The sequence below is a fragment of the Algoriphagus winogradskyi genome (assembly GCF_900182815.1).
Lineage (GTDB): Bacteria > Bacteroidota > Bacteroidia > Cytophagales > Cyclobacteriaceae > Algoriphagus > Algoriphagus winogradskyi.
Genome location: NZ_FXUA01000004.1, coordinates 43,906 through 63,075 on the forward strand (window position 1 = coordinate 43,906; position 19,170 = coordinate 63,075).

At 40.6% G+C, this 19,170-nt stretch carries 15 protein-coding genes; 2 read left to right on the forward strand and 13 right to left on the reverse strand.

Features of this window, described 5'->3' with window-relative positions; translation table 11 throughout:
- Positions 1-5: 5 nt before the first annotated feature.
- Entirely contained in the window at positions 6-2,114 is a 2,109-nt protein-coding gene (locus QOL76_RS11745; RefSeq protein WP_283413163.1) for a plastocyanin/azurin family copper-binding protein, read from the forward strand.
- 188 nt (positions 2,115-2,302) lie between these two features.
- Here the strand turns inward: QOL76_RS11745 and QOL76_RS11750 are convergent, their stop codons facing one another.
- From QOL76_RS11750 to QOL76_RS11765, 4 genes are all read right to left on the reverse strand, one after another.
- A complete protein-coding gene (locus QOL76_RS11750) occupies positions 2,303-4,585 on the reverse strand; it encodes a S9 family peptidase (RefSeq protein WP_283413164.1) in 2,283 nt (760 codons plus the stop codon).
- A 99-nt stretch (positions 4,586-4,684) separates the two neighbouring features.
- Positions 4,685-5,239, reverse strand: a complete 555-nt coding sequence (locus QOL76_RS11755; protein WP_283413165.1) for a DUF4287 domain-containing protein — start codon at positions 5,237-5,239, stop codon at positions 4,685-4,687.
- A 6-nt stretch (positions 5,240-5,245) separates the two neighbouring features.
- Positions 5,246-6,247 (reverse strand): endonuclease/exonuclease/phosphatase family protein, encoded by a 1,002-nt coding sequence (locus QOL76_RS11760; RefSeq protein WP_283413166.1) that lies wholly within the window; start codon positions 6,245-6,247, stop codon positions 5,246-5,248.
- A 78-nt stretch (positions 6,248-6,325) separates the two neighbouring features.
- Entirely contained in the window at positions 6,326-7,447 is a 1,122-nt protein-coding gene (locus QOL76_RS11765; RefSeq protein ID WP_283413167.1) for an acyltransferase family protein, read from the reverse strand.
- Between the two features lie 113 nt (positions 7,448-7,560).
- Here QOL76_RS11765 and QOL76_RS11770 point away from each other — a divergent pair, with 113 nt between their 5' ends.
- Positions 7,561-8,445 carry a PPK2 family polyphosphate kinase gene (locus QOL76_RS11770; protein WP_283413168.1) on the forward strand — a complete coding sequence of 295 codons (885 nt, stop codon included), beginning with the start codon at positions 7,561-7,563 and terminating at the stop codon, positions 8,443-8,445.
- Positions 8,446-8,455: 10 nt separating this feature from the next.
- On the opposite strand, the gene QOL76_RS11775 is transcribed toward QOL76_RS11770, so the two are convergent.
- From QOL76_RS11775 to QOL76_RS11815, 9 genes are all read right to left on the reverse strand, one after another.
- Positions 8,456-10,585, reverse strand: a complete 2,130-nt coding sequence (locus QOL76_RS11775) for a c-type cytochrome domain-containing protein (RefSeq protein ID WP_283413169.1) — start codon at positions 10,583-10,585, stop codon at positions 8,456-8,458.
- 6 nt (positions 10,586-10,591) lie between these two features.
- Complete coding sequence (locus QOL76_RS11780) at positions 10,592-12,046, reverse strand: DUF1501 domain-containing protein (RefSeq protein ID WP_283413170.1); 1,455 nt, start codon at positions 12,044-12,046, stop codon at positions 10,592-10,594.
- Between the two features lies 1 nt (position 12,047).
- On the reverse strand, positions 12,048-14,360 hold the full coding sequence (locus QOL76_RS11785) for a PSD1 and planctomycete cytochrome C domain-containing protein (RefSeq protein ID WP_283413171.1): 2,313 nt from the start codon (positions 14,358-14,360) through the stop codon (positions 12,048-12,050).
- A 258-nt stretch (positions 14,361-14,618) separates the two neighbouring features.
- A complete protein-coding gene (accC, locus tag QOL76_RS11790; protein WP_283413172.1) occupies positions 14,619-15,968 on the reverse strand; it encodes an acetyl-CoA carboxylase biotin carboxylase subunit in 1,350 nt (449 codons plus the stop codon).
- Positions 15,969-15,992: 24 nt separating this feature from the next.
- Positions 15,993-16,472: an acetyl-CoA carboxylase biotin carboxyl carrier protein gene (accB, locus tag QOL76_RS11795; RefSeq protein ID WP_283413173.1), complete on the reverse strand. Its 480-nt coding sequence runs from the start codon at positions 16,470-16,472 to the stop codon at positions 15,993-15,995.
- A 95-nt stretch (positions 16,473-16,567) separates the two neighbouring features.
- Entirely contained in the window at positions 16,568-17,131 is a 564-nt protein-coding gene (gene efp / locus QOL76_RS11800) for an elongation factor P (RefSeq protein WP_283413174.1), read from the reverse strand.
- Between the two features lie 29 nt (positions 17,132-17,160).
- Positions 17,161-18,159 (reverse strand): beta-ketoacyl-ACP synthase III, encoded by a 999-nt coding sequence (locus QOL76_RS11805; RefSeq protein WP_283413175.1) that lies wholly within the window; start codon positions 18,157-18,159, stop codon positions 17,161-17,163.
- A 227-nt stretch (positions 18,160-18,386) separates the two neighbouring features.
- Positions 18,387-18,578, reverse strand: a complete 192-nt coding sequence (gene rpmF / locus QOL76_RS11810; protein WP_057938136.1) for a 50S ribosomal protein L32 — start codon at positions 18,576-18,578, stop codon at positions 18,387-18,389.
- 18 nt (positions 18,579-18,596) lie between these two features.
- Complete coding sequence (locus tag QOL76_RS11815) at positions 18,597-19,166, reverse strand: YceD family protein (protein WP_283413176.1); 570 nt, start codon at positions 19,164-19,166, stop codon at positions 18,597-18,599.
- Positions 19,167-19,170 lie beyond the last annotated feature (4 nt).

Below are 19,170 nucleotides of genomic sequence, written 5' to 3' on the forward strand. Positions count from 1 at the left end.
GCAGCATGAAAAATCTAATGAATTTTAATAATACTAAAGGATTTGCTTTTGCCTTAGCTTGCCTAGTTATCGGACAAGTTGAATTAAAAGCGCAGGATAAAGCCCCGATGATGGTGCCTGAAACTGAGGATGATTTTTATAAAATGATCTCGCTTCCAGTTCCTGAAGATGTGATTTTGGAAGTGGGCGGAATGGCTACGTTGCCGGATGGGAGCTTGGCTATTTGTACGCGAAGAGGTGAAGTGTGGATAGTTTCCAGTCCGAGTATTTCCGGAAGTGAAAAGCCCGTATATAAGAAATTTGCTTCTGGATTACACGAACCCTTGGGATTAGCATATAAGGATGGAGATATCTATGTGACGCAGAGAAGTGAATTGACTAGGCTGAGTGACACCGATGGAGATGGTCAGGCAGATGTGTATGACAAAATATACTCCTGGCCTCTTTCTGGGAATTACCACGAGTACTCTTATGGACCTACTTTTCTTCCTAATGGCAATATGCTGGTGACGCTCAATGTAGGCTGGAGTAATAGCCTAGGACATGGAGTTAGTTTGGTTCCTTGGAGAGGTTGGGCATTGGAAATCACACCTGATGGTGAAATGATCCCTTTTGCTGCGGGAATGCGGTCTCCAGCAGGATACGGAATGAATTCAGAAGGTGATTTCTTTTATACCGAAAACCAAGGTGACTGGGTAGGTTCAGGTAGAATTTCCCATGTGGAGAAAGGAGATTTCTTGGGAAATGCGGAAAGTTTAGAATGGTCTGACTTGCCAGGTTCTCCGGTGACACTGAAGAAGGAGGATATTCCAAATACAGGTGAACCAATGTATGACGTAGCACAGCGAGTACCAGGACTGAAAGCGCCGGCGATTTGGTTGCCTCATGGGATTTTGGGGATTTCTACTTCAGGATTCTTGAATGATAATACAGAAGGAAAATTCGGGCCATTTGCCAATCAGGTATTTGTAGGAGATCAAGGGCAGAGTAATATAGCTCGTGTTGATTTTGAGAAAATTAATGGTGTTTACCAAGGGGTAGTATTTCCATTTAGAGAAGGTTTTTCCTCAGGAATTCTGAGAATGGTCTGGGGAAATGATGCTTCCATGTTTGTAGGTATGACAAGCCGTGGTTGGTCTTCTACTGGCAAAGAGTTATTTAGTTTACAGCGATTGGTGTGGACTGGTAGAATGCCTTTCGAAATGAAGACGATCAAATCAAAACCTGATGGTTTTGAGATTGAGTTCACGGAGCCGGTAGATAAGGAGCTGGCAAAAGACCCGGCAAACTATCAAGTAACTGGTTTCACTTATAAGTATCAAGCGCAGTACGGTAGTCCAGTGATCAATAATGCGCCTTGTGATATTATTGGTGTGGTAGTTTCTGAGGATGGAATGAAGGCTAGATTGTTGGTCGACAATCTACGCTTAGGCTATATCCATGAAATCAAAGCTGAAGGAGTGAAGTCTACTGAAGGAAAGCCTCTTTTGCATAATGTAGGATATTACACGCTGAACAATTTTGGCGCAGGGGAAAAAATTGATCAAGCGCCTTTTTTGGCAGCGCGTCATGAGCATGAGATGATGATGAAAGCTGCGGCAGATAGTGCAGCAAAAGCGCAGGCAGATGCAGAAGCTAAAGCCAAAGCTGCCGAAGCGAAAAAACAGGCGGCTGCAACTACTCCAGCCGCTCCAAAATTGGCAAAAAACACCACAACTATGCCAGCAGCATGGGATGGAAAAGCTGATGTCACAATTAACATGGGAACTAAGCCAGGTCTGAAGTTTGATCCAGCCCAAGTTCAAGTAAAAGCTGGAAGCAAGGTGAAGCTAGTTTTCCAAAATGTGGATGATATGCTACACAATTTTGTGATCGTGATGCCGGGAACTGCCATAGAAGTAGGTGAGGCAGCGATGAAGCTTGGACTGGAAGGTCAGCAAAAGGACTACATTCCTAATACAAGCAAGGTACTGGTTAATACAAAATTGCTTCAGCCAAGTGAATCGGCTACGATATATTTCATCGCTCCAACTGAGCCTGGCGAATATACTTATGTGTGTACTGTTCCTGGGCATTTCTATACCATGCAAGGAATCTTGAAAGTGGTGAAGTGATTTGGCTGGAAGACAGAAGACAGAAGACAGAAGACGGAAGACAGAAGATCGAAGTACCCTGATTTTTGTAGATAAACTAATGCTAGGTTGCTTCAGCCTTTTAATAAAAAAGCGCAGATTATGAGGTCTGCGCTTTTTTGTTTCAAATTTGAGATTTCAAATTTGAAATTTTAATCCTCAAATTCCTCTCACTTCTGAATCTGATAATGCCTGATAGGTTCTTCGCCCATTAGATGCTCAATGAAATAATCCCAGCGCTTTTTAGTAAAGTAATCTCCATCAGTTCTTCCAAAGCTGTGATTTCTACTTGGCCAGATAAATAAGTCAAAGTCTTTTCCAGCTTTGATCAGCGCTTCAGCAAATTTGAATGTTGCCGAAGGATTCACATTTTCATCTATTCCTCCATGGGCTAAAAGAAGATGACCTTTGAGTTTGGATGCATTGGTGATGTTGGATTGCTCATGATAGAAATCCCCAATAGGATAGCCCATATACATCTCTGGCCACCAGGCTTTTTCCATACGATGATCATGATCTCCTGCCGATGCTACGCCTACCTTGTAGAAGTCAGGATGTAGAAGCATCGCTCTGCCAGCATCGTATCCGCCGGCTGAGTGACCAAATATCCCTACTTTTTCCACATCCATGAACTTGTTTTTAGATGCCAATTCTTTGATGGCAAGTACATGATCTGTAGTTCCATCGCCTAGGTTATTGTAAGATACGTCATTGAATGCTTTGCCTCTTCCGCTTGTGCCTAGGCCGTCAACCGTCACAACTACAAATCCCAATTCGGCCATTGGCTGTTGTAAACCAACGAGGCCAGCCCGAAATGTCTTTGGAGTAATATCTATGTGAGGACCAGAATAAGTATAGTCAATGATTGGGTATTTCTTTTTGGAATTAAAATCTGTGGGTAGATAATAGAGGCCATAGATCGTGGTTTTGCCATCCTTAGCTGTTGCAGTGAACTGTTTAGGGCTTTGATAACCTTTCTTCAACAGATTGGAAATATCAGCTTTAGAAATTTCATGGACGATTCTACCTGTCTTTATTTCTCTTACTACTGAAGTTGTTGGTTGATCAACAGTTGAATAATTGTCCACAAAATAATCTTCCCCTCGACCATAACTGATGTCGTGAAAAGCTTTTTCCGGAGTCAATAATTCCAGTCCAGTTCCATCAAAATTCACTTTGTAAACAAAGGAATAATACGGATTTACATCCTTTTCCTTCCCCGCTGCTTCAAAATAAATAATACTATTTTCCTCATCGACTTTGAGCAGATTCTTGACTACATAATCTCCATTAGTAATTCGATTAACCAATTTTCCAGATTCCCAATCCATCAGATACAGCTGATTCCAGCCTGATTTCTCAGTACCAAGGATGAATTGCCCGTTATCCAGTCTTCTGAAAATATTGTTGTTATTGACATGCGTGGGAGAGGATTCGGAATATACTTTTCGGATTTTTTTGGAGTCGGTATTGATCTCAAGTAAGTCAAAGCTTTTAAAACCTCTTTCTAAGTAGGTTCCGTAAATGTGCTTACTATCGGCATCCCAGTTGAAGTACATTCCGATGAAATGTGGGAGAGAAAGCCCAGGGAATTTGGTGGCCGCTTTACTTTCTAGATCAAATAAAACCGGAGTGTACATCACTACAGTAGTGTCGCCGGGAGAAGCTCTGTAATACCCCATGAGCTGAGGACGAAATTTATCATCTTGGCTATTGTCCAACAACAGCATCTTTTCTGCTAGTCGTAAATCCACAATCTGAGTTTGGATCTTCTTAGAATCGGGAGACCAATTGATGCTTAAATGCTCAGGACGCTCCCCATTTTCTCCTAAAATCATATCTGACCAGCCCCAGAATGAAGCGTATTCATAGTCTTTTCTTCCATCATAGCTCAACTGGGATTCCTCTCCAGTTTCTAGATTTTCCACGAAAAGATTGAAGTTTTTCACATAAGCCTTCCAATTCCCATCAGGAGAAATCGACACTGATCTGTCCCTAGAATCTTGGGCAATCTTTTTTGACTCCAAATTCCCATTGGTATAGATCCAGTTTTTATTCATCCATTCGAAAGAAAGAGTCCCATCTTCTTTGAGCTGAATTCGACTGAAAGGAAGGTTGCTGGAATCAATAGAACCACCACTTTTTTCACTCAGTGAATTGGCTAGTTCCTCATGATCGAAAGCTTCTCTAGTTTCTCCCTTTAGAATATCCGTTATAAAAAAACGTTTCCCATCCTTCGTATAGGTTTGATGCCAAAAGCTCTTTTTATCATCCAGCCAATCTGGAATCACATCTAAGTGATAAACTTCTTTTTGAATGTTTCCACTCAGGAAATACTCCGCTTTGTGGTAGGTGTCTTCTGTGATTTGGGCAAATGACTGTGTGGCATATATCGATAGGAAAAGGAATAGAACCGATTGTCGAACAGACTGGAAATTAATATGAATGAGCATAATAAAGGGGATAGCTTACGGTTTCAAGGTATCCCCAATATTTGCAATAAACACTTCAACAATTGATGAAAAGTGATCCTATTTTGTATGCGGTACTATTTATCCAGCAGTTTCATAGGCTTTTTTGAGCCAACTTGACACTTCCTCATTAATATCATTTACATCCGTAAGATAAATTTTGTGGCTACACATTCCATTGGTTTTGGTATCAATTTCCAAAATTCCTTCCGCCGGGTGTCCTTTTAGATTGATGCCAATTTCGTATCTGGTTTTTGTAGCGGGAATTAACATAGCAAATTGTTTTTTGCGCTTGATACTCACGTAGGAGTTTTTTGGAGCGAATTCCACATCAGAACCAAGAGCCTTAATTTCAGCACTCAGCTTTTCGTAAATAGGTAAAAAGTGTTCTTTGCCTTTGTATTGCTTGGTGATCAATTCATCCGTGTCTGAAGCTGATCCAGCATCTGATTTCAAAGTTTTGTGTGCTACTAAATTCGCAAACCCATGAGTAAATTCATGTTCTGTCTTTAGAAATTTGACGATTTCTCCATGCTTTTTTAAATCTTCTTTTTGAACGATTGCAACCCATTGATCTAGGCTTTTGCCTGTGTTTTTCGCTAAGTTGTCGATCATTGTTTGTGCAGCTTGATCCATAGTTTTTTAGGGGTTTGTTGTTTCGATTTCACAAAGAATTGGAAAGTGATCTGAAGCTCTCTTCAGGGAATTACTGATAGACTGAATTGATGGATTATCTTTTTCTAGGTATGGATTCCAGACAGTTCCATTGATAACTTTTATTTTTTGGCTGGCGAGGATATGATCAATCAAAACATTTACCTCATCTCCCGTGATCCGATCTCTATAACGACTGGAATTTGGGGTATATCCATAGCTGTTCAATTTAGGTTTAGGTAGGACAGATTTGAGTACAAATTCCGGCTTCCAAAGATCACCGAGCAATATTTCCACGGCACTTTTAGAGAATTTATTTTCGTAGAAATCCAACTCAAAACCGTCGTTGATATCTCCCATCACCATGACTTGTTGGCTTTTTTCTAAATATTCATCACAACGCTCCCTGATCGACATACATTCTGCAAAAAGCTTTAGCCGATCACGAGCTGAAATTTGTTCAAATCTCGCATAGTCTACCATGTCAAAAATACCTTTCGACTTCGTATGCGCAATTATCACTCGGGTAATCAAGGTGTCATCTAACCCTAAAATACTCAGTTCTAAGGGTGGGCGGTAATGCTTGTATTGCTCCTTGATCAATCTGTTAGTAGTGTCTTGAAGAAAGGGCTCATCAAACCGCTTCCCCGCTTTTGTCTCAGGTGTGAATAGAACATTGATTTTGTCAGGTTTGTAAATTGCGCAGAGTTCCTGTTGACCTGCGGAAGGGAATCCATGAATGCCTTTGTAATTAGATCCCGGAATAAAGGTCTGTGTCCAGACTTCTAATTGTAAAGAAGCTGTTTTGGAACCGTCGACTAAGGTGTTTGGTCCTTCTACAATTCCGAGAAAATCAGGATTCATCGCTTGGATAACTTCGGCTAGTTGTTGACTTCTCACCAGTTCCTTACCTGTCATTTTTGGATTTCCGCCGGTGTCAAAAAGATCCCGCATCCATTCCACATTGTAAACACCAATTTTCAGTATCATAAAAATGCAACTTAAGGTTAAAAATCACCCTTAAGTTACATTTTTATAGGTGTTTATCTGACAGTGAAATTATTGAATTTATACTTTTATGTAGATTTTTCTTTTATCCATCCCTAATCCAATCAGCCAAATGACCAGCATATAGCTGAATGCGAATAGGAAGGAAGCCATTTTGGGCGAAAGCCAACTCGTATAAAAATTCTGATAAATGAATCCTTTCAATGTGGTGTCACCGATTGGAATGAGCGACAAAATAGTTACTAACAGACCAGATAGTACATAAAGAATCAACGGATTTCTCCCAAAGACTTCGAAGAAATAAGTCCAACCTTTCCAGTTTTTGATTTCGATAACTCCCACTAGAATTGCCAATAAAAGCATGTCAATTCCTACAGTTAGAAGTACGTAAGAGCTCGTCCAGATTTTTTTATTGATAGGAAAAAAGATATCCCAAACGTAGCTTACGATAATCAGAACTACTCCTATAGCGAGCAATCTCTTGATGGCTGGCATTGTATTGCCCAGTTTTTGAATCATTTTTCCAGCCAAATAACCGGCAATAACATTCACGATTGCAGGAAGCGTACTTAAAATTCCTTCGGGATCAAATGGAATTCCCTCACCACCATACATTCTTTCTGGTCCCATGAGTGCTAGGTCAAGTTTGATGGCTGCATTGCCAGTAAGTGAATAAGGGTCTCCTGGATCACCAAAGAAATACATGATTGCCCAATAGCTAAGTAGCGCAATGGCGCTAAATATCCATGCTCCTCTAATTCCTCCATAATACAAAACAACTGCACCAAAGAAATAGCATAAAGCGATTCTCTGCAAAACTCCGAAAAGTCTAACTTCAAGAATATTTGTCACGTCATAAAATGGGAATGCGCTTAAGAGCCACCCAATCATAAAAATCAATACAGTCCGTTTACCTACTTTTTTGAAGAATTCAGCGCTTGGCATTTGCTGAAGCTTTTTCATAGAGAAACTCATCGCATTTCCCACAACAAAAAGAAATGTGGGGAATACAAGGTCGGTGGGGGTAAAGCCATGCCACTTTGCGTGAGCAAGCGGAGCAAATAAATTACTCCAGTCCCCAGCAGTATTGACTATAATCATGAACGCAATAGTCAATCCGCGTAAGACGTCCAAGGCCAGGTATCTATTGTTCAGGCCAGTGGAGATAGAATTTTGGGCCATTTAAGTGGGGGATAAGGGATAAAAGATGGGGTTTTTCTGTAGGGTTAAGATAAAATATTATCTTGTTCTTTACTTGAAAACAGACTTTTTATCCACCCAAAAATATAAATCAGATGAAAAATATTTCCATTGATGACTTTAAAGTGACCAAAGCTATTTCCCTCAAGGATGTTCCTACATCCATAGACTTGGAAGCTTCTGAAAAAAAGAAGGAGAAGGAACTCAATAAGCTGAGGGAAAAATTAAGCGATCATCAGGATACGATGTATGCCCATAATAAATACGCTGTCCTCATCTGCCTGCAAGGAATGGATACTGCGGGCAAAGACAGTTTGATTCGGGAGGTTTTCAAAGAGTTTAATCCACGCGGAGTAGTGGTACATAGCTTTAAGACTCCCTCTAAACTGGAGTTGCAGCATGATTTTCTCTGGAGACATATCATAGCACTGCCTCAACGTGGCAAATATGGGGTTTTTAACCGCACGCATTACGAGAATGTACTGGTGACGCGAGTTCACCCAGTCTATATCTTGGGAGAAAATATCCCGGGGATCAATTCTGTGGATGATATTACTGAGGAGTTTTGGGAAAAAAGATTTGAGCAGATCAATAACTTCGAAAAACAAATCAGTGATAATGGTACGATTGTGTTAAAGTTTTTTCTGCATCTGGGAAAAGAGGAACAGCGGCAACGATTGCTAAGACGTCTTAATAAGCAAAAACATAACTGGAAGTTTTCCCCTGGTGATCTCAAAGAGCGGGAGCGCTGGGATGACTATCAGAAGTGCTACGAAGAAGCAATTAATAAGACTTCCAAACCACATGCTCCGTGGTATATTATCCCGTCAGATAATAAAGAAGCTGCTCGTGTTCTAGTTGCAAAAGCTATTTTGGAGAAAATGAATTCTCTAAATGATATTCAGGAACCAACACTGGAAGAAGAAGTAAAGCAAAATATAGCGATGTATAAGGAGATTTTAAGTAAGGAAAAGAATTGAATCCTTTTCCTTACTTATTGAAAATCACCTCATCAACAAACACCCAACCTTTATCACCAGCAAATGGATGCCATTTTGGTAGGCTAGAAAGTGGTGTTAATGTAATCTTGAGCTTTTCGTAGCTGCTACTCCCTAGGTTCATATTCATTAGCTCCGTTCTCGCTGGTGCAGCCTTGGCTGATACTTCTGGAGAATTACTGGCTAGGAGTTGCCATTTTCCATTTTCTAATCCCTGAATTGTCACTTTGGAGGGAGGGAAAATATGAGCCCCCTCATTATAAAGTAAACTGATTGACACTTCAGTCGGCTTGCTTTCTTGCTCAAAACTCACTTCCAACACCATAGGATCGTCCTGAAAACCCAGCCATTTTTGCCCATGATTTGGAGGATCTGCTTTTTCTGAATCGAAAAGTGTGGCAACTCCCGCTGCTTTGTATTTAGGGTTTGGATCGAAAGCTAAAGATGACTCAGAAGGTTTGAATCCTGAGTGTATAAAAACTGATTCAGATCCCTTTGAACTCTTCCAATCTTTAGCATAAGCTTTCGCTATTATTTTCCCCGTCTTTTTTGTAAAAATTGGCTTCGAGTAAATTGGGCTGCTAATACTATCCGGCTCTGTGCCATCTAAGGTATAGCGAATCTCTGCAGTTTTGATAGGATGGGAAATGCTGATTTCCAAGCTGTCCTCATAGATCATTTTATCCTGAGAAATAATAGGGCTGTTCAACTCATAAATAATCCCTTTTCCATCAAACCCAAAATCTATTTCAGTGTCTGGAAGTGCTTTTTGAATGGATTCCTTATCCTGCGAACTTAATCCAGTTTGCCAAATGAAAAGCTTTTTAAGTCCATTCATCTTTGAGAGATTTTGTAAAGATGAATTATCTATTACATTCCCTGAAATAGCTAGTACTTCAAGACTTTTGAGTTCAGAAACTATTTTGAGCTGCTCAGCATCTAAGTCTGTGAAATTCAACTGGAGTTCTTCCAAGTGCGTGAAATCCTTCAGGAATTTTAAATCTATTCCAGCTAAAGGCATTTTATTTAGGCTAAACCGGACTACCTGATCCTTTACTTTTTTAAGGTCAGTCAGGGATTTAGGCTGAAATGCTGAAATACCAAAATAGGAAACATCCAGAGCTGGTGATTCAGGAAAAAGCGGCATTACTGATCGGAATGAAGTATTCAGCTCATCTATGGCTTCTGGGTCTGCAGCTTCAAAAGAGTAAATTTTATTTCCTTCAAACTTCACAGATGCCAATTGGAAGAGCTCATTTTTGGGGGGAAGTGTTACTAGTTTCTGATCAAAACTAGCTCCAGAGGCTACCCACTCACTTAGAATCAACAGTTCTTCATCTGTTAATTGTGCCTTATTCTTGGGAGGCATGTGTTTTTTATCATCTTCTGGGAGATTGATTCGCTGGATGAGCAGGGATTTTTCGAAATCCCCAGCCAAAACGAAAGGACCTGATTTGCCACCTTTTTGTAGGCCTTTGATATGATCCATTCTTAGCTCTCCTTTAATTTTGCCCTCTTTGTGACAGCTTACACATTTTGCCTGCAAAATAGGCTGGACTACATCTCCAAAAATCTCAGCTTCCGCTAAAGGGATTACTTCAATTTCGTCAGTCTGAATGGGAGCTAAAAGAAAGTCTTCCCCGTGTGTCAAACCCGCGCCCCAATGTCCAGTCGCAATGATAGCCAATGCCAATGCTATACTCGAAAACCTAATAAGATTGGCTTTGATTGATCTAAAGAAATAGAGTAAAACACATCCAACAAAAACCGCTAATCCACCCCATTTATGCCAGGTTAAAATCTCTCCAGTATATTCTTCCTGAGCTAAAATCAATCCTGCTATCACGGTAATGCCAGCAAAATTACAACCGGCCAGAAAGCTGATTTCTCCTATTTCTCTAATCTCAGGTTTTTTGTCAATTCCTGGAATCCAGAAGAAGAGTAAACCCATTAAGAGCAGAACAATAGGAAAGTGTAATAAAATAGGATGGCTTCTTCCAACAACCTGAAGCCAATCTGGTAAAACCAGTGCGTTTCCGGCAAGTGTTATGATAAGCGTGAGACCTATCCAGATAAAAAGGGTGTTTTCCAGAATAGATCTAATCGAAGAAATCTTAATCATCCGTCCTTATGCAATTAAATCTTTTACTACATGACCAGAGACGTCTGTGAGACGATACCTTCTTCCAAGATGCTTATAGGTCATTCGCTCATGATCAATTCCCATCAGATGAAGCATGGTGGCTTGGAAATCATGCACATGAACTGGATTTTCGGTGATGTTGTACCCAAACTCATCTGTTTCTCCATAGACCATTCCGGATTTCACACCGCCACCTGCCATCCAGATAGAGAATGCACGAGGGTGGTGATCACGACCGTAATTGTCTACTTGTATTTTTCCCTGGCAGTAATTTGTTCTGCCAAATTCTCCACCCCAGATCACTAGTGTTTCGTCGAGTAAACCTCTTTGCTTCAGATCTGTAATCAAAGCTGCTGAAGCCTGATCTACATCTTCAGCTTGAAGCCGCATTTCGTTAGGCAGATTGCCGTGCTGATCCCAACCTTGGTGATAAAGTTGCACAAAACGAACACCACTTTCAGATAGTTTTCTTGCCAAAAGGCAGTTTGCTGCATAGGTGCCAGGCACTAGGCAATCTGGCCCGTAAAGTTTAATTATACTTTCCGGTTCCTTGGATACATCGGTCATTTCCGGTACGGCTGTTTGCATTCGATAGGCCATTTCATACTGCTTCACTTTAGCAGATATCTCAGGGTCATTGAATTGCTTCATGCTCAGATCATTCATAGCAGCGATTTGATCAATCATTTTTCGACGCTCAGAACGACTCATGTTTTCGGGGTCTTTGAGATAAAGTACAGGGTCTTCCGAATTCGAAAATTGTACTCCCTGATGCGTGGCATCTAGAAAGCCGTTACTCCACAGCTTAGAATAAACTCCTTGGCCATTTCCTCTACCTCGACTAAGTAATACAGAAAATGCTGGTAAGTTGCTGTTTTCACTACCTAAACCATAGCTTAACCAAGATCCCATGCTTGGGCGATTTCCAACTTGGGCTCCTGTCTGGAAAAAGGTGAGTGCAGGGTCATGATTGATCGCATCAGTATGCATGGATTTCACAATACAGATATCATCAACTATGCCTGCGGTATGTGGAAATACTTCGGATATCCAAGCCCTAGACTCTCCGTATTGATCAAATTTATAATTGGATCCAACCAAAGGGAAGGAGGATTGACCTGCAGTCATTCCTGTAAGTCTCTGGGTGCCCCGAATGGATTCTGGAAGTTCTTCTCCCATTCGCTTTATTAATTCCGGCTTGTAATCAAATGACTCCAGTTGACTTGGGGCGCCATTTTGAAACAAGTATATCACTCGTTTTGCTTTTGGAGCAAAGTGTGGGAGGGCATGCATCATGGCTTCTTCAGCTTCTGATTTGCCTGAGAATAGATCGGGGATCAAAAGCGATCCAAGTGCTAAACTTCCAACACCAAGGCTAAGTCTGGATAGAAATTTTCTCCGATTATGATTCAGCCCTTCTTCTAATATTTCCTTTTCCATGTTAGCTCTTAGTAATAGTTTCTTCCAGGTTGTATATACTTACGATCACTTGCATAAGTGCTGCTGTTTCCGGGTTTATGTTCTTTTCTTCCAAAGGATGTTCTCCAACGCTCAAGGTAGGGAGAACCTGATCTGGATTATCTTTAAATCGTGTGAGTTGATCTTCGTAGTAGGAGAGCAAGATTGACATTTCCTCATTACTCATGTCCCTACAAACGATGCGTTTGAATGAAGTAGAAATAGCTTTTTCACCATCGGTATTTTCCGCCCACATTTTGCTGGCAAGCACTCTCGAAGCTTCGAGAATCATAGGATCATTCATCATCACCAATGCCTGAAGCGGAGTATTTGTCCTACTTCTACCAATCTCACATCGATCTCTATTACTGGAGTCAAAAATGATAGCCTTTGGAGGCGGTACAGTTAATTTGATAAAATTGTACAAGCCTCTACGATAGAGTTTGTCACCTTTATCTTGAATGTAAGTAGCCAAAACTCCCCGTCCAGAAGTTGCGGCTTCCCAAATTCCTTCAGGCATGTATGGTTTGACACTTGGCCCTCCAAGTTTTCTTACAAGTAAACCACTACTAGCCAATACCAAATCCTGAATATTTTCTGCTGGAAGTCTAAGGCGAGGAGCTCTTGCTAGATATAAATTCGCAGGATCAGTATTGAGGTGTTTTTCGGTGATGACTGCAGATTGTTTATACGTAGCTGAAGTTAGAATTTGCTTCATTAAGCGCTTGATATCCCAGCCATTTTCCATAAAGTCCACAGCTAGCCAATCCAATAACTCAGGGTGCGTGGGAAGATCTCCCTGCATGCCAAAGTCTCCTGCTGATTTGACGATTCCTTGTCCAAAAACCTCTTGCCACATCAAATTTACAAATACACGTGCTGTCAAAGGATTCTCTCGGTTTGTCATCCATTTTGCAAGCCCCAACCGGTTTTTCTCTAAATCTTCCGGGAATTCCATGATAGAACTAGGGGTAGAAGCGGCAACTTCTACCGTAGGTGCATCATACAGCCCACGATCAAGAATATAAGTTGGTCTAGGTTCCTCCAATTCTCCCATCACCGAAACACTCAACTGAGATGTATCTGCATAATTGATGAAATTCATGATGCCGGAAAGGTCTTCCTGATCTACAAATAGGATAGGAGTTTTGGCAGGTTTGGATTGAGATACATCGCCTTGGTAGCCTTTCTCAGGAGTATTATTAAAAAAGGCAAACATCTCATAATATTCCTTTTGGGAAAATGGATCATACTTGTGATCATGACACTGGGCACATTCCATGGTGATTCCCAGCAGCCCTTTGCTCACCGTATTTGTTTTATCAAGCACATATTCAATACGGTATTCTTCGTCGATTACGCCACCTTCTTCTGTGTATTTATGATTTCTGTTGAAAGCTGTTGCTAGTATTTGCTCTTTATTCGCATCGGGTAACAGATCTCCTGCGAGCTGCCAAGTGACAAATTGGTCGTAAGGCATATTTTCATTAAAGGCATGAATCACCCAATCCCGATATGGCCACTGCGTTCGAATATTATCGTCCTGATATCCGTAGCTATCCGAATACCTGGATATATCCATCCAGAGGATAGCCATCTTCTCTCCAAATCCCGGATCATCCAGTAACCCATCCAGTAAATCCTCGTAGGAAAGTTCACCTGAAAAATCTCCAAATCTATCCAAAACTTCTGGACTAGGAGGTAGGCCTGTAAGGTCTAGACTTGCCCGCTTGATCAATTCATGTGGTTCAGCTTCAGGGTTAGGTTTTAGACCTTTCTCTTTCATTTTTTTTAATGCGAAGCGATCGATTTCATTGATCGTCCAGTCTGTTTCTTCCGGTAATTCAGCTTTTTCTGCTTTGATAAAAGCCCAATGCGGTTCGTACTTTGCTCCTTGTTCAATCCACTTTTTGATCAATTGAATTTCCGTTTCTGACAAAGCAAGATTGGATTCTGGCGGTGGCATTAACTCACCTGGGTCTTCAGAAATGATTCTATGATAAACTTTGGATTCCTCTACACTCCCTGGCATGATCACGAATTGTGATGGATCATCCTTTAGCGCTGCATAAGCTCCTGCTTCTGTATCGAGTCGAAGATCAGCTTCCCGCTTATTTGCATCTGGCCCATGGCATACAAAGCATTTGTCTGAAAGTATTGGCCGAATATGGAAGTTATAGCTAACCTGTTCAATCTCCGAAATTTGTATTTCACTAGACTGCTTGGTGTTACAACTAAAAAATGTTAATCCGAAACACGAGAAGGCAAGAAGTCTATATAAGTTTGGGTACGTCATTTTTGGGTCAAATCGATAGTTAAATCACTCTTAAACTAGCAATAATTTGTACAAAAGCTGTCATGATTGGTATTATTTTCTTGCTCTTTTTTAATAAAAGGAAATTAACTTTGTGTAAAATATTATTTATTAGAAGATTGTTTTGTGATTTTTAGAAATAACTAGCATAGATTTTTCAATACAGGACAAGTAGAAGGTCTATAAACAAAAAAAAGCTGCCTATCAAATAGGCAGCTTTTCATTTTATGGATTTTTGATTTATCCTTTTATCACTGAGAAGTCAAAGTCTTCCAAGAATTTCGTAGTGAAGATTCCTTCTTTAAATTGTTCGTTTTCCAACAAAGCGATATGAAAAGGAATGGTTGTTTTGATCCCATCGATTACAAATTCCTCAAGCGCTCTTTTCATTCTCACAATCACTTCTTCTCTCGACTGTCCACTGACAATCAGCTTGGCAATCATGGAATCGTAATTAGGTGGAATTACATAACCAGCATAAACGTGCGAGTCGATTCTTACACCACGACCACCTGGAATATGTAGGTTTTGAATTTTACCTGGACTAGGTCTAAAACCATGTGCAGGATCTTCTGCATTGATTCTACATTCCATAGCATAAAGCTTAGGATAGTAGTTTCTTCCAGAGATTGTTTCACCAGCGGCTACTTTGATTTGCTCTTTGATCAAGTCAAAATCTGTAACTTCTTCAGTGATTGGGTGCTCTACTTGGATACGTGTATTCATCTCCATAAAGAAGAAGTTACGATGCTTATCAACCAAGAATTCTACTGTTCCAGCACCTTCATAGCCGATAGCTTCTGCACCTTTGATGGCTGCTTTTCCCATTTCTTCTCTTAACTCATCTGTGATGAATGGGGAAGGGGTTTCTTCAACCAGTTTCTGGTGTCTTCTCTGAATTGAGCAATCCCGCTCAGATAAGTGACAAGCCTTTCCGGTTTTGTCTCCAATAATTTGAATCTCTATGTGACGAGGTTCTTCAACGTATTTTTCAAGATACAGGCCGTCGTTTCCGAAGGCTGCACCAGATTCCATTCTTGCGTCGTCCCAAGCTTTTTTGAATCCAGCTTCTTCTTTAACTATCCTCATTCCACGACCACCGCCACCGGCAGTAGCCTTCAGAATAACTGGGTAGCCCATTTCATTGGCAAGCTTGATTCCTTGCTCCATCGATTCTAATACCCCTTCAGAACCTGGGATAGTAGGAACTCCGGCTGCTTTCATGGTTGCCTTAGCCGTAGCCTTGTCACCCATTTGATTGATCATCTCAGCGCTGGCACCGATAAACTTGATTCCGTATTCTTCACAGATTTTAGAAAACTCAGCGTTTTCTGAAAGGAATCCATATCCTGGGTGAATTGCATCTGCATTTGTGATTTCTGCAGCAGCAATGATTCTAGGAATGTTAAGGTATGAATCTCGACTTGGAGCCGGACCTATGCAAACAGCTTCATCAGCGAACCTGACATGCAAACTGTCTTTATCCGCAGTGGAATAAACTGCAACAGTTTCAATCCCCATCTCTTTACAGGTGCGGATGATTCTTAAAGCAATTTCACCTCTATTGGCAATTAGTATTTTTTTAAACACAGCTATTTATTTTGGGTGAAAAAATTAACCTGCTGGATCTACAAGGAACAATGGCTGGTCATATTCTACAGGAGTAGAATTGCTAACCAGGATTTTTACAATTTTACCAGAGATTTCAGACTCGATTTCATTGAAAAGCTTCATTGCTTCAATGATACAAACAGTCTGACCAGCTTTCACTGAATCACCTACTGCAACAAATGGATCAGCATCTGGGCTTGAAGTAAGGTAGAAGGTTCCAATCATCGGAGATTTGATCTCTATTAAATTAGAAGGAGCTTCAGCTGGGGCTGGTGCCGCGGCTGGAGCAGGAGCTGCAGCTGGCGCAGGTGTTGGAGCGACTGCCGGTGCTGGTGCTGGAGTGGAAACTTCAACCATTCTCTGGGCAGAAGAATCAGCATATTTTTTAATAGAAAGTTCAAACTCGTCAGTCTTGATTTTAACTTCCGCCAAACCAGAATTGGAGATGTAATCGATCAACTCCTGAATCTCTTTTGCTTTCATAGGTATATTATTTAGAATGCCAATTGGCAAATTTGTTAGTGATTTATTAAAGAATAAGTCTTAGTAATTTAAGGAAATCAGAATGACTTATGTACTTATTTTACTCTTTCTGAGTATGAACCGTCTCGGGTATCAACTTTGATTAGGATATCCTGCTCAACAAATAAGGGAACCATTACGGTTGCACCGGTTTCCACAGTTGCAGGTTTTAAAGCGTTTGTAGCTGTATCTCCTTTGATGCCAGGTTCTGTGTAAGTAATCATCAGTTCTACGAATGGAGGAAGCTCAACAGCAAGTGGAGTTTCTGTTTCGTCATGAATTAAAATATCAACAAGCTGTCCATCTTTCAAAAGATTTGCTCGTTCGATAAGCTTCTCCTCAATGGAGATTTGCTCAAAAGTGGTCGTATCCATGAAGTTGTACCCCATGTCATCAGCATAAAGGAACTGATGAGGTCTCTTTTCCACTCTAGCAGTTTCTACTTTTTCACCTGCACTGAATGTTTTGTCCAGCGTTTTTCCGGAAGTTATGCCTTTCATTTTGGTCCTTACAAATGCAGGGCCTTTTCCAGGTTTGACGTGCTGAAATTCGACAATCGTGTAGATGTCATTATTCATGACCAAACAAAGTCCGTTTTTAAAATCTGCAGTACTAGCCATACTATTATTATCGTATTATTTTTTTAAACTTATTTCGGATCGTATCCCCACTTAAGGTAAATGGAACCCCATGTGAATCCGCCTCCAAATGCAGCGAGAACCAAGTTGTCACCTTTTTTCAATTGACTTTCATAGTCCCAAAGGCAAAGAGGAATTGTAGCAGCGGTCGTGTTGCCATACTTTTCGATATTCATCATCACTTTATCAGATCCGATTCCCATACGATTGGCTGTTGCATTGATTATGCGGAGATTTGCCTGATGTGGAACAAGCCAAGCTATGTCATCACTAGTCAGTCCATTCTTTTCCATAATCTCAGCACTTACATCTGCCATGTTGGTAACGGCAAATTTGAATACCGAAGAGCCTTCCTGATAAGCATAATGCTCATCAGCATCTAATGTCTCTTGAGTGGCTGGTCTACGACTTCCCCCAGCTTTCATATGTAAATAAGGTGCTCCCGATCCATCTGATTTAAGGATAGCATCCACTACTCCAAGGTCTTCAGTAGTTGGCTCAAGCATTACCGCTCCGGCGCCATCTCCAAAAAGGATGCAAGTAGTTCTGTCTTTATAGTTGACGATAGAAGACATTTTATCCGCGCCTACTACGATTACCTTCTTATGAGTCCCCGTCTGAATAAACTGGCTACCCATTTGTAAAGCATATAGAAAACCTGAACATGCAGCGCCGATATCAAAACTGAAGCTGTTTTTTGCGCCAACCATATCAGCTATGATGTTTGCAGTAGCAGGAAAAGGCATGTCGGGTGTGACAGTAGCACAAATGATCAAATCTACATCTAAGGGGTCAATGCCGGTTTTTTCTAATAAACCTTTGACTGCTTCAGCACCCATTACAGAGGTCCCTTGATCTTCTCCTTTAAGTATTCTTCTTTCTTTTATACCGGTTCTTGAGACTATCCACTCGTCGTTGGTCTCCACGAGCTCCTCAAGTTCTTTGTTGGTCAACCTGTATTCCGGAACGTAACCTTGTATTCCGGTGATCATGGCTCTGAGTTTGTCCATTATGCTTGGTTTAAGTTAAGATGATCAAATCAAAATCATCTAAAACTGTATGTTATGGATGTGTTCTATCCTGTAAGGAAGGCAAAAATATTACAATTGTCATTCTCTACCAAAAGAAATCCATTAACGGAAGGTAATTGGCTTGATTAACAAGCTCTTTTAATTAGAGCTAAAAAAAAATCCATCCGCAAGTAGCGAATGGATTTTTGTATGATTGAGATGACTGATTAAGCCAGGATTTCTTTCTCAATGATAACTTGTCCTTTGTAGTACAATTTACCGTCCAACCAGAAAGCTCTGTGTGGAAGGTGCATTTCGCCTGTAGTAGGACATTTAGCCAAACCTGGAGCCTCTAACTTGTAATGAGTTCTTCTTTTATCTCTTCTGGTTTTCGAAATTTTTCGTTTAGGATGTGCCATTTTATGCGTGGTTTATGATTATTCCTTGTTTTTTAACTTTTTTAAAAGATCCCATCTAGGATCCACTGGTTTATTATCTTCGTCAGAATCAGAGTCTTCTTCGGAGTTATTTGAATCTTGCCCATCTATGTACGCGTAGATTCCTTCTCCTTCGTAATCCTCATCATCCATTTCATTTCTGTAATCGGGGTGAATCTTTTTTAGAGGCAAAGCCAATAAAATAAATTCGTAAATCAGCTGAGCTACATTGACTTTCGGTGTATCGCGAGTGATCATGATTACATCTTCGTCAATTTCTTTTTCCTCAGCACCAAACTTATAGATCATTTTTTCATGGAAGTCAAGCGGCTGCTCAAAAGGCTCCAGACTTCTATCGCAAGTCAAGGTTACTTTCCCCGCAATATGAAAATCCATTTCAATTAAGTTGGCTCCGACTTTCATTTTGATCCGTACGATCAAATTGCCTTTTTTAACAAGTTCGTTGTCTTCGAAGTGTTGGAAAAATGAATCTCCAATTTCGAAGTCAATTTCGTGGATGCCTTCGAGGAACTTAATGACCTCAATATCAAATGTTCTCCAGAATTTCACGATA